The sequence below is a fragment of the Collinsella sp. LCP19S3_H3 genome, from assembly GCF_052119145.1.
Classification (GTDB): Bacteria; Actinomycetota; Coriobacteriia; order Coriobacteriales; family Coriobacteriaceae; genus Collinsella.
Genome location: NZ_JBQKFW010000011.1, coordinates 66,534 through 78,967, shown reverse-complemented (window position 1 = coordinate 78,967; position 12,434 = coordinate 66,534). Strand labels below are relative to the sequence as shown.

The window sequence follows — 12,434 nt, the reverse complement described above, 5'->3', positions numbered from 1 at the left end:
CAACTGGGAAAATGGCGCCCCCGGGGCCCGGATAGGACCTCGGGGGCGTTCGGTTAACTGCGGGAGCGTGCCATCAGCTCAATGTGTTCGGCTGAGATCGGAAATCAACCCGCAGCGACTTCTTTTCAAATATTGTTTACAACGGCTACCCTATATCGATACGATACAACCTAGAGTGCCCCGATTTCTTTAATAGCGTAAATCCGGGAGTCTTATCGTTAATCTTCTCGATGCCGATCCAATCATTCGGATTGTACGTAATAACATGGCCCCTCGATTTGCAATTATCGTAATCGAGCAATAGCACATAATGGGCACCGGTTGCCTTAACAGCCTCTTGTATCTCAGGATCTGTCCCGATCTTATAGAACCCATTCCTTATAGCTCTACTGGCTGGCGGCTCATTAGGATCACTCACAAGTGAGCCACGTAAAGAGCGATAATACATCTGAATATCAGAAGATCCGTAAAGAAACGCAGACCCATCGAAGGGCGCATTTAATACGACAGAGTCCCCCACTATCTTCTTTACAGACGATGCAAACTCATGCTCTTTAGAGTTTAATTCCTCTGGATTACCCATGTCATAATTTTGTTTACTTACATTCCTTGTTTTGCCAAAAACCATTTCGACGTTAAACATACCCGGTATCTGAAATGAAGGATAGAAAACAGCCGCAACAAAAAGCGCGATAAATACGGCAGGATAATACCGATTGAGCGATACGGCTGACACACGCTTACCGCCAAAAAGTCTCTTCCTTAGCCCGTCATAAACAATCGAAGCACCAATGATCGCTAACGGGATTGCAGCAAGGGTACAAGCCGTCCTATAAGGATCTGTATACCAAAAACCAGCAAACCACGATTTAAATATTGCCTCTGTTGCACCTGTTGAAAAATGAATAACCAACGAAAGAAATTAAGAAACAGACATCCACCGAAGCTCAACGCGCTGAAGAGTATAAAGCAGTCCAACAATAACAAATAAACCGAGGATCAAATTACTGGGCGCATCCGGAGAAGATCGCGTCGAAAATGTTGGTGCAAGGTTGACGCCCTAGCGCCCGTTTAACGAAGAACGGCCTTCGTCCTAGAATCTGAAATCACCACAACAACAGGTTCTAGGAAAGGACGAAGACCGCTATGGGAATCTTATCAGACCCGACGCCGGACATGCTCGCCATGCCCCGTTTCGACGACGGCGCCATCGACATGCAGGAGCTGCTCCGCAGACTCGCCGAGCAGGTCGTGAATGCAGTGATGGACGCCGAGGCCGACCAGCTGTGCGGTGGCGGGGCGAACAGCCGCAACGGCTACCGGGAGCGCGGCCTACGTCAAGTGCCGCCGCGGGGGCCGCGGCGACGCCGCCGCCGTGGTCACCGCCATCGGCTGCGATGCGGGCGGCTGGAGGCGCGTCCTTGGCGTCGACGTGGTTGACACCGAGTCCTACGACTCGTGGCTCGCCTTCCTGCGGGCTATCCGCTCGCGCGGGGCGGCGGGCGTGCGGCTCGTCGTCTCGGACGCCCACCCGGGGCTCGTCCGCGCGCTCGGCGAGGTCTTCCAGGGCGCCGCGCGGCAGCGTCGCGCGGTCCACCTCATGCGCGACCGCATGCGCGAGGCGGGCTCCTGGCAGCTCAGGCGCCGCGTGGGCAGGGTCGTGTCGCAGGTGTTCCGCGGGCGCGACGCCGCCACCGTGACGGCCATGTACCACGCGGCGCGCGGCATGCTGGAGGGGTGCCGCCCGAGGGCGGCGGCGGTGCCGGAGGAGGCCGAGCCCGACGCGCCGGCCTACCTCGACTTCCCGCAGGCCCACTGGAAGCGCCTGCGCACCAACAACGTGCAGGAGAGGACCAACCGGGAGATAAAGCGCAGGTCGCGCGTCGTGCAGGTGTTCCCCTCCACGGGCTCGCTGGTGCGGCTCGCGGGCGCGGTCATGTGCGAGCAGGACGAGATGTGGCAGGAGTCGAGGTACTTCTCGGAGGCAAAGATGGGCGAGCTCTACGACGAGGGCCGCACGCGCGGGATCGACGGGACGGTCGACTGGGCGCGGCTGGAGGCGGAGGCCAGGAAGATGATCGAATCGGGTCTCGAGCTTGCGGACAGGACCGAGGCGGCATAGGATATCAACCGTGTTCCAGGTTCCAGGACGCCGGGCCGACTCGCTTCGGATAGGGCGCTACACCAACTTTCTCGACACTACCCCTTAGACAGCAACATTAACAATCTTCCCACGCTGATTGAATAATTCGTTTCTAACATAGCATTTTCTAATGCCGATGCGATGAAAAATGCTGCTAGAACTTATCGTATTTCGCTTGAGAAAACTGTAGTCGAAAAGAACGCGCTGCACGCCTATACAGCCCTCGTTAAACGTTAAATTTGCCCACCTTATTTGCGACAAGGCGTTTTAGTGCGCGCCTGCGCCCAAAACGGAACTTATCGTAGTCAAACATCAACTTCCACCGAGCGGACGGCGAAATACTGCCCTGCTTGAAAGATAAGACCAAGGCGGAAACAGCCGGTGAACAACAGTCATCGAGATTCGTCTCGGACAAGATACTGCGCCCAAGAACATCTCGAACCTCCGACAATACCGATTCGCAATCGACACCCAACAGCCTCAACGCATCGTAAAGCACCAAATCGCAGAGAAGGCACGCAAGAGCGCCGGGATAGCGGACGTCAAGACCATCGCGATGCCAGTCATCAAGCACCGCGGCAAATATTTTTACGTGCTCCAGCAAGCGCGTCTCGTCGTCATAGCGCATCGTGTCCATAAGAGACCCTTTGCGCGCCACACGGTAGTCATACAGCTTGTCCGAAATGAGCACCGTCTTATGCGAGCGACCATAGACGGCAAATTCAAAGACCTGATCCTCGCCATAAGCAACGGACTCATCGAACAAGATATCATTATTCACCAGAAAATCGCGCTTGCAAGCGGTGCGCCATGCAAAGGGGCGAGACGCTTCCTTAAACAGCAGGTCGGAGCTATAGCCCACAAACGACACGTCGCGCGGGCTCAGTACATAGTTAAGCCACGGATACCCCGCGTCGAGCGGATACGGGTTTGCGCCAAAGGTCAAAACGTCGCAGTCCTCGCGCTCAAAGGCATCGACGATCACACGGCATGCATCGGACGTAAAGCGGTCGTCGGAATCCAAAAACGCCACGATAGGCGCCGTGGACGCAGCGATTCCCGCATTGCGGGCACTCGACAGACCACCGTTGGGCTTATCGACAAGCTTAAAGCGCGTATCCTTTTCGCAATAGGCAGCGGCGATGTCGCGCGAACCATCCGGCGAGCCATCGTTAACCAGCACACCTTCCCAATCGGACATATCCTGCGCGAGCAGGGAGTCCAGGCACCATGCCAGGCATTCCTCCACCTTGTAGATGGGAACGACAACGGAAATCTTTGGGGTAGCCATGGTCACGCGCTCCTACTGTGCCGTCGGCACGTCATCGGGATGCGGGTTATCACCGTAGGTACGCTGATACGTCAGCACACGCCAAACCAGCGGCAGACCGCCAATCTTAAAATAATGCTTAAACGTATTGAGCTTGCCCGGCTTCTTAAAATCAAAACGCGAATCGATATAAGCACGGGGCGACTTGACCATCAAACGCAAATCGGTCTCGCCGCGCGGATCGAAGAGCGACAGGTCAAAGCGACCGGCATCCCAATCGGCCTTGAGCTCCGGAGACGCCTTCTCCCAAAACTGCTCGCGCAACTCATCGACCAGGCGCTCATCATTCCAACGGTACGTATCGACCTTCATGCGCATTAAAATGCCCTGGAGCCGAGCCTTGAGCTCGGGACGCTCGTCCAAAAAACGTTGCATCTCGGCATATTCGTCGCACACGCAAAACACCTTGTTGGGCGAATTAACGGAGCTCTTCTCGTTATCCTGGCGATAGCACAAAATGGGGTCTGCAATAAACGCAGCGCGCTCGGCGCAAGCCCAAACCTTAAAGTTAAAGCCTGCGTCCTGATACGAGGCGCCCGGCGTGGGAAGAAACCGAATCTGATTGCCGTTGAGGAACTCGCGCCGATAGATGGCAGACCAAATGGAAGGCTTGCGGTAGAAGATACCCGGACGATCGGCGGGGCGATACGCGGCGCCCGTCATATGCTCGTCGATGATCCCAAACAGCTCACGGCGCTCGCTGGGCGTGGACCAGTACAAGTAAAAGTCGCCCTTAACGACATCGGCATGCTCAGCATCGGCCTTGGCGACCAGCTTTTGGAGCGAATCCTCAAACATAAAGTCATCGGACTCAAGGATGCCTACGTACTCACCGCGCGCCATCTCTAGACCGCGGTTCATCGAGTCGCCGTAGCCGCTATTGGCCTTGTCAATCATCTTGACGCGCGCATCGCGCTCCATGTACTCGCGGATGATATCTGGCGAACTATCGGTAGAACCGTCGTTGATGCAAATAATCTCGATGTCCTTGAGCGTCTGCGCAATGGCTGAATCGAGGCACTCGCGCAGGTAGCGCTCAACATTGCAGATGGGAACAAGCAGCGAAACTTTAGGGGTATCAGAGTTCTGCAAGAGAACCTCCTGTTGAATAGCGTGTAACAGGGTTATTTTAGCAGCCGAGTTGCGGCGGGCGGCAGCGCCCAGAATTAGATAAAGCGTTCCAGGCAGGCCTTAAGACCGCGGGTCGAAAGATAGAACAGCGTGGCATCTGCCATCGAAACGCCCGAGGTCGCCGCTACGAGCTTATGGGCAACACGGCGAACGGCGCCCTGAGCAGGCATATCCGCCCACTCCGATCCCAAAAACGTCGTGAGGTCCATGTTGACGCGAGCCGCCACGCGATGGAAGTCATCGGCATCCAAGCGTGCCAGGTCGAACACAATGAGGTCCAAAAACCAAGTTATCAGCTCGCCGGGGCACAGATCCAAAAGACCGTAGGCCGCCCAGTCCTCCAAGACCTCCTCGAGCATCCTCATATGGGCGTCAAGCTTTTTGGCGCGGGCCTCGACGCTGTTGAACTCGTGCGTTGCCGATTCGCTCTCCATCACGTAGTGGTAGAACTTGTCCGGCATGACGACGGTCTTTGAGCTCAGCGCGTAAGCTGCAAACTGGAACACAACGTCCTCGCCCAAGGCCAAGCCGGGGGCAAAACGTATGCCCTCGCGATTGAGCAGCTCGCGCGAAAAAGCCGCGCGGCACGCATAGGGCTGCGCGTTTGCGTGGAACAGTAACTGGGGGTCACGGGCGCCAAAAGTGCCCACCTTGGGGCTCATGAGTTGCTGGACCCGCTTAGGCGCGGTGTCGGACGGCTCGCAGACGCCGCCAAAAACGGCGACCTCGGCATCTGCAGACTCCATGGCATGCAGCACGCGCTCGATTGTCTGAGCGTCGATGTAATCGTCGGCGTCCACAAAGAAGATGACCTCGCCCTCGGCGGCATCGGTACCGGCATTACGAGCGCACGAGACGCCCGCGTTTTCCTGGTCAATCACCAGCACACGGTCGTCGGCCTGCGCAATTTGACGCAAGACGCCCAGCGAATCGTCAACCGAACCGTCGTTGACACAGACAACCTGAATCGAGCGCTCGGACTGTGCCAGTAGCGAGTCGAGGCATCTCTGAATGAAGCGCGCGGAGTTGTATACCGGAACGACAATAGTCGCCTTGGGAATCGAGGCCTTTCCCATACCGACCTACCCTCTCAGCGATTCGATGAGGAAGGCAGCGACCACGCCGGGGCCTCCGACCGATGCGTAGTACTTGGCGCGTCCGAAGGCACCATCCGTCGCAAAAGTCGGATGCTCGTCGACCCAACCCTCAGGATCATTGAGGATGGCAGCGAGATTCGCGCGCTTCCACGGCTTGAGGTCGTCAAGCGAAAAATCCCCCGCGTCCAAGGCCGCCTGAAATTCCTTGGCCATCTGCGCCAGGAACTCCTTATAGAACTTAGGCGCCAAGCGCACATAGTTCCACATATACGAGTCGTACTTAATGAGCTGATTGAACTTGAGCATGCGGGCGACGTCATCACTTGCGTGGTCGCGAGCATAATCCTCTCGAATCCAACGCTCAATCTCGGCATACTCGGTATTGACGCAAAAGACCTTGGCCGAAGAATTGACCGAAGAGCTCTCGTTGTCCTGACGATATGAAAGCACGGCATCGTGCAGGTAAACAGCCTTATCGGCGCACGCGATCACCTTAAAGGCAAACGACGTGTCCTGAAAGGATGCCCCCGGAGTCGGAAGGAACTTGATGCCGTTGTGCTCAAGAAAATCGCGGCGGTACACGGCCGACCAAATCGACGGCTTTTGCTTAAAGAACTGCGTCGTGTCGCTCGGATGCACCGGCTTGTCACAGTCCCTTGACTTAAACATCTCGTGCAGCGAGCGGCGCTCCTCGGGCTTAGACCAGTAGAAGTCAAAATTCGCCTTTGCAAAATCGGCGTCAAAGCACTCGGCAGCTGCCACGAGCTTCTCCAGCGCATCGGGCGCCATAAAGTCATCGGACTCTAGAATGCCCACGTACTTACCACGCGCCATCTCCAGGCCGCGGTTCATGGAGTCGCCATAGCCGCTGTTGGCCTTATCAATCATCTTCACACGCGTATCGTGCTGCATATACTCGCGGATTATCGCCGGCGAGTTGTCGGTAGAGCCGTCGTTGATGCAGATAATCTCGATGTCCTTGAGCGTCTGCGCCACAGCGGAATCGAGGCACTCGCGCAGGTAGCGCTCAACGTTGTAGATGGGAATAAGCAGCGACAGGACAGGGCCGCCAGAGGAATTAGTAGACAAATGTGCTCCTTAGGAAATACCTGCCGATAATGGTATCAAAGGGTCGTCCCGCCCGCGGGCGTTTATATAATCTATGGAGCCTCTTACGGGCAAAGCAGCCCCACGCCACTCGTCGCGCACATATCAGGTTCCTGCGTTTTATTCAAACCTTGCCAACATGGCGCAGCGACCCTTTACAATAGGTGCCGTCCAACGGACGTATTCGATAGCTTCCGCGCAGCGCTCGCCCGCCGTGCGTGAAAGGATATATTCCCCATGACTTCTACCCTTCCCGCTCCCATCGACAAGCTCGCCATCGTCGTCGTTACGTACAAGCGTCAGGAACTCCTGGCCAACTTGTTCGACTCCATGACCGAGCTCACGGCAACGCCCTGGCGTATCGTGATCGTCGACAACGAGAATTCGCGCGAGACCAAGGCCATGTGCGCGGCGTTTAACGAGCGCCTCGCCAACCTGTGGGGCATCGACACCGATCAGCCCGACGCGCAGGGTGGCACCGACCGCGTCATCTACGCGCCGCAGCTCGAAAACGGCGGCGGTGCGGGCGGCTTCTCCGCCGGCACCAAATGCGCCTATGACCTGGGCGCCCAGTGGTTTTGGGTGATGGACGACGACGTGCTCGTCATCCCGGAGGGCATCGAGCGCCTGGCCAAGTGGACCGACCGCTACGATGTCATCCAGGGTTCGCGCCTGGACTTTGACGGCGGCGCCTTCTTTTGGCAGTATCAGCTCATCCTTTCGCTTGGCATCCCCAACCCCATCGCTAAGTGGGACCTGGGCCCCGAGGGCTATCGCACCATGAACCAGTTGTGCTTTGAGGGAGGCCTGTTCTCACGCCGCGTTGTCGACAAGATCGGCCTGCCCGACGCTCGTTTCTTTATCTACGGCGACGATGCCTGCTATGGCTATGTCGCCAGCCAACACTTCCCTGCCGTCGTAGTCGCCGATGTGGTGCTCAAGCGCGCCCGCGCCGTCTCCAACTGGGATATCGCCGGTAAGCGTCAGCTCAATTCCACCAGTGACACCAATCGTTACTACATCATGCGCAACCGCGGCTACTTGGCCCGCTACATGCAGATCTACGATGATTACCACCCCATTTTGTTCCGTTTGGGCAATGTGGCGACCTTCTGCAAGGAGTTTATCCGCCTTGCCGCCGTCGACAAGTGCTTTAAGACCGGCATTCCGGCGCTGCGCCGTGGCATGAAGGATGCCCGCAAGATCGTACGCGACCCCAACTGGAAGCCCATGCCGCCCATGAAGGAAACCGAGTAAAGCCGGCCCTCCTATAACTTCTGACATGCGACGGCAACTCGCTGTCCATCAAAGCCAAACCCCCAGCGCATGCGGCCCACGGCAGGACGTGGCACGCGAATGTCGTCGAGACCGCTCCGCTCGATATCGAGCAATGCCTGTACCGACAGAAGCTCTAAGCCCAACGCATCGACATCGGAGTCGTACAGCATGCTGACCGAGATAAGCGGGCGGCTATCCAATATGCCAAGTGTATCCGCCGCATCAAAGGTATTGACGGTCGGAAACACCTGGAAACCCCCAAACTCCAAACCGTGCGCTCGTTTTGTAGCAGGGTCGGCATACCCAGGCAACCCAAAACAAAGACCCTGCAGTGCCAAACGAAAAGCCAGCAGCAAATCCGACTCGTCTCCATCGACGCCCAAGTCATTAATAATTGCGTCCAAAGCTCGCCTAACTGCACGCTCGTCTCCGCGGCAAAGACCCTCTTGGAAATCGTCGATAGTCTCGGCACTCTCGGCAGCGCACTCGAACCATTCGATAATCACAAGACGCAGCGCATACCGGAGCTCGTTATTGGGAAGGCGCAGGGCGCGGGGCAGATTGCCGTCCGCCTGGCGATCAGTCGCATCTGTCGTCAGGAGTCCACTCAAATACAAATCGGTCCAAATACCTTCTGCTGTTCCGGCATCAGGCTTCACGGCGTCCAAGCACAGTGGCGCCTCAACACAGCCATACGGATTAAGCAAATCAAACATTGCCGCAAGCCATCTTAAATCCCAGGCGCCCACAGTCTCGTTCAGACAATCGGCATAGCAACATACATCAAAGCGCGTTGGCGGCAGGCAGCCCCGAGCCAAGAACTCAACCACACGAGCCGGGTTCGAACAATAGAACCCGCCAAACCGGTAGCCTTCGAACCATTCGCGCGCGCAAGCCAGTCTGTCGCTCTGGCCAGTGTAATCTAGCAGCGCCCTGTTTTCGGCATCCGAAAAACCAAAGCGGCGATCGCACCAGCTCGACAAGGGCGAAGCTAAACAATACGGGCAGTTGCTATGCGCAAATGCCGCCTGTGCGGGGCCGGGTCGCTCCCCCATCAAGCAAACCAGCCGCAAAGAATCGACCGAGGAGACAATGCCCTCAAAGAGCAGGCGGTCAAGCAACTCGACAAAGCACGAGCCATAGGCGCCCTTCGCCTGCATATGATTCGTAAACGCCGCGTCATACCCATCAACCAGCAGCACAACCTGTTCATCACATGCCATACGGAGGAGCTCGATTAACACGCCAAGAGCCGAATCGATTTCATCAGAACCGGCAACACCGCGCGCTACGCGCTCGATATGGCGCACGTCGCCGCGCGCTAAATCGGGAACTTCCAGCAGCGGCAACAGACGAGCGCACTCGCGAGCGACGGCATCGCGCATGGCGGCCTCGACATCGGCGCCTCGATAGGAGAAAGTAGAAAAATCCAAAGCAATGATCGGGTAGCGTGCATACTCATCACGATAGATGCCATCTTCTGCGTCCCATATTTGGCTACCGATGAAGAGATTGACGCTCGACGAGCCGGGCACAGGACGCTCCAGATAACATTTGAGCATGGAGAGATTCATACTCTTGCCAAAACCATGAGGCCGACAACAGAGCGCCACAGTCGATTCGCAATCTAAGATATCGGCAATAAACATGGTCTTATCAACTAAAACACAATGATCGGCGGCGTCGGCAAAATCATGAATATCAATCGGCAGAACGGCATTTCCGCCGGGATTGAGCAACTTTACGTCAAAGGTGTTATCAATATCATACATTGCCTGTTCAGACACCGTTTTATCTCCCCTTTTAGAATAACGATGCCATTTTAGCGACCATCTTGATAACAATTTTATTGTTCAACAAATGATTCGGGTAACGGTAGAAATGACTCCATAAGGGGGGCATAACAAAACGATTCGCAACAAATAGGGGTCCGGTGCTATCGCATCGGGCCCCTATTTGAATCGCTAAGGCAAAACGCTCGCTGAGAGCCTACTTTTGGGCGTCTTTCTCCGCAGCGTCTTTGTTTTGCTGATCAAGTTTATGCTTACCGCTCACAATAGACGTAGCGCCCAATGTGGCCAAGCTCGCGCTGGCAAGGCTCGCCATCAAAATCAAGTCACCCGTCTTGGGCATGCTGCCCTTAGAGGACTCAGTCGTCGTGGCTGAGGAAGTCGCAACCTTGGTCTTACCCTGGTTCTGGTCGGCGCCATCATCAACCAGGCCCTTGGACCCATTGTCGTCCGCGTGCTTGCCATCCTTATCAAGGCGGGGATCTTTCGATTCCGCACCGTCTGATTCCGTGCCCTTGTCGGAATCAGACCCCTTAGAACCCTCGTCCTTCGAATCGCCCTTAGCGTCCTCGGTCTTTTCCGTAGCGCCCTGGTCGGAGCCATCCTTCTCGGAAGACGAGCCGTTGTTGATGCCAGACATCAGCGAGGAGCCAAACATGGAGCCAAGCTGTTCGCTCGCAGAGGGTTTGTCATTCGTCGACGAGTCGCTCGAACCGGCAGTCGACCCACTGGCGGAAGAACCAGACCCTGCCGCAGCATCTGCGGAATTCGAAGGCGAGGCAGGCCCCGCGCTGCCGGCCGAACCGACATCGCCATTTCCATCGCTTGCTCCGGCATCGTTCGAAGGAGTATCGACGGTATCCTCGTCAGCACCATTGGTATCGGCACTAGACCCAGAGGGAGCAACGGGAGCGGCGGGCGCCTGGCTGGGCGCCGGAGTCACGGGCTCGGGCTCGGGCTCAGGCTCAGGCTCGACCGGCGGCGTCGCCGCGGCCTCGTCCTCGGTAATATAGACCAGGCAATCCTTAAGCTCGTTCTTGTAACGGTTCTTCCAGCCCTCGTGATATTGCGGCTGGCTCGAGTACTTACGGGCAACGTTATTGACCACGCTGCTGGAAAGCGCCGTCACAAATTCACGGTCGGTCATATCGTTTGTAAGATTTGCCCAGCGGAAAAAGTCCTGGCAGCCATAGGTGCCGCACATGTTGGTGATGCTCCACACCATACCCTTGACGCAATCGGCGCGGCCAGAGATATCAATACCAAGCGCGCTCTTGAGCCAGGCCTCGGTCACCGCGTAATAGGAGTTGTATGCATATGAATCTTGCAGCGCCGAGAACTCAGCCGGATCGGCGTTATAGGCGCCCTGGAAGGCCTCCTGTGCAATGCGGCCCAGCTCCGTCAGCTGACCGTTCGAATACATGGGGTTGCTTGCGTTGGAGATATCGCCCCCGCGGTCAATTGCAGACTTAAGCATGCCGTACTTGGCAGAATCGTAGTTGTAGACCTGCTTCATAAACGGAATGAGCGACCAACGACGGTCGAACTGGTAATAGCCCAGCGCGTTATAGCCGTCGCCGTACGAAAAGCCCTGGTTATAGTTGCCGTGGCTCTCATACTTGGTAAAGTACTTCATCTCGCTGGTCACATTGACAAACGAGACGCCTTGGACCGACCTCAGCACGCCCGAGAAAGACTGCTGGGTATAAAGACCCTTATCGATATCGGTGGCATCCGAGGCAACGCCCGGCGTGGGCTCATCCGCAGCAGCGGGCGCGGGCACGGCAACGGCGCCAAACGAAAGAGCCAGCGTCAATCCGGCAACAATCGCAGAATGCTTGGGCTGCATAAGATCCTCCTTGCATTGGTGTAGTTAAAGTGCAGTTTGCAAAGATAGATTTAAGTATCGCAGCAAGACCGATGTCGTACAACAACAACTCGACAAACGGTAACGCCCTCCGCGAAATCTTGAGGAATTGCGCTCGAGTTACAGCTTGATATCGAAGTTAATCTCGGGCACGGCCGCCAAGTCGGCCAACGTCACGCCGTCGACGTACTTTTCAATCACGTCGTCCAGACCGCGCCAGAACTTCACAGTAGAGCACAGATCGCTACGAGTGCAGTTGTTATCGATGCCATCGCACGCGACGGGCGCCGTGCTGCCCTCGACGGCGCGAAGTATATCGCCGGCTCGCACCTCGGCCGGGTCCACGGCCATCATGTAGCCGCCGCCCTTGCCGCGCACACTCTTGAGCAGGCCCGCCTTCATAAGCGGACGGACCAGCTGCTCCAAATACTTTTGCGAAATATGCTCACGGTCGGCAATCTCGCGCAGGGCGATTTTGCCCTCGGCGTCACCGAGCGCCGCGATATAAATCATCAAACGGAGGGCATAGCGGCCCTTAGAAGAAATGAGCATGCCTACCCTCCCGGTGCGCTTGAGAAAAAATCAGCAGAGTTTGCCCCAGATGCCAAGCGTGTGGGACAGACGATCCCGATTATTATGTCCCACATCTGAAAAGTCGAGTGGATTAGTCGGGTTTTCCCTTGACTAACGC

The 12,434-nt window shown here is 56.5% G+C and carries 10 protein-coding genes; 2 read left to right on the top strand and 8 right to left on the bottom strand.

Annotated features, from left to right (window positions below):
• Window positions 1-145: 145 nt before the first annotated feature.
• Complete coding sequence (locus ACTQZF_RS07085; protein WP_441554920.1) at window positions 146-913, bottom strand: DUF6541 family protein; 768 nt, start codon at window positions 911-913, stop codon at window positions 146-148.
• A 462-nt stretch (window positions 914-1,375) separates the two neighbouring features.
• Between ACTQZF_RS07085 and ACTQZF_RS07080 the strand changes: the two genes are divergently transcribed.
• Window positions 1,376-2,122, top strand: coding sequence for a transposase (locus ACTQZF_RS07080; protein WP_441554919.1), 747 nt, complete (start codon window positions 1,376-1,378; stop codon window positions 2,120-2,122).
• Window positions 2,123-2,369: 247 nt separating this feature from the next.
• On the opposite strand, the gene ACTQZF_RS07075 is transcribed toward ACTQZF_RS07080, so the two are convergent.
• From ACTQZF_RS07075 to ACTQZF_RS07060, 4 genes are all read right to left on the bottom strand, one after another.
• The gene (locus tag ACTQZF_RS07075) at window positions 2,370-3,434 is read right to left on the bottom strand and encodes a glycosyltransferase family 2 protein (protein WP_441554918.1); all 1,065 of its coding nucleotides are present in this window, start codon (window positions 3,432-3,434) and stop codon (window positions 2,370-2,372) included.
• A gap of 12 nt (window positions 3,435-3,446) precedes the next feature.
• Window positions 3,447-4,565 carry a glycosyltransferase family 2 protein gene (locus ACTQZF_RS07070; protein WP_441554917.1) on the bottom strand — a complete coding sequence of 373 codons (1,119 nt, stop codon included), beginning with the start codon at window positions 4,563-4,565 and terminating at the stop codon, window positions 3,447-3,449.
• Window positions 4,566-4,639: 74 nt separating this feature from the next.
• Complete coding sequence (locus tag ACTQZF_RS07065) at window positions 4,640-5,680, bottom strand: glycosyltransferase family 2 protein (RefSeq protein ID WP_441554916.1); 1,041 nt, start codon at window positions 5,678-5,680, stop codon at window positions 4,640-4,642.
• A 6-nt stretch (window positions 5,681-5,686) separates the two neighbouring features.
• The gene (locus tag ACTQZF_RS07060) at window positions 5,687-6,790 is read right to left on the bottom strand and encodes a glycosyltransferase (RefSeq protein ID WP_441554915.1); all 1,104 of its coding nucleotides are present in this window, start codon (window positions 6,788-6,790) and stop codon (window positions 5,687-5,689) included.
• A gap of 255 nt (window positions 6,791-7,045) precedes the next feature.
• On the opposite strand from ACTQZF_RS07060, the gene ACTQZF_RS07055 reads away from it, so the two are divergent.
• Window positions 7,046-8,065, top strand: a complete 1,020-nt coding sequence (locus ACTQZF_RS07055) for a glycosyltransferase (protein ID WP_441554914.1) — start codon at window positions 7,046-7,048, stop codon at window positions 8,063-8,065.
• 11 nt (window positions 8,066-8,076) lie between these two features.
• On the opposite strand, the gene ACTQZF_RS07050 is transcribed toward ACTQZF_RS07055, so the two are convergent.
• The 3 genes from ACTQZF_RS07050 to ACTQZF_RS07040 form a co-directional block, all read right to left on the bottom strand.
• Window positions 8,077-9,873: an AAA family ATPase gene (locus ACTQZF_RS07050; protein WP_441554913.1), complete on the bottom strand. Its 1,797-nt coding sequence runs from the start codon at window positions 9,871-9,873 to the stop codon at window positions 8,077-8,079.
• A 202-nt stretch (window positions 9,874-10,075) separates the two neighbouring features.
• A complete protein-coding gene (locus ACTQZF_RS07045) occupies window positions 10,076-11,725 on the bottom strand; it encodes a hypothetical protein (RefSeq protein ID WP_441554912.1) in 1,650 nt (549 codons plus the stop codon).
• A 138-nt stretch (window positions 11,726-11,863) separates the two neighbouring features.
• Entirely contained in the window at window positions 11,864-12,295 is a 432-nt protein-coding gene (locus ACTQZF_RS07040; RefSeq protein ID WP_154518293.1) for an RrF2 family transcriptional regulator, read from the bottom strand.
• Window positions 12,296-12,434 lie beyond the last annotated feature (139 nt).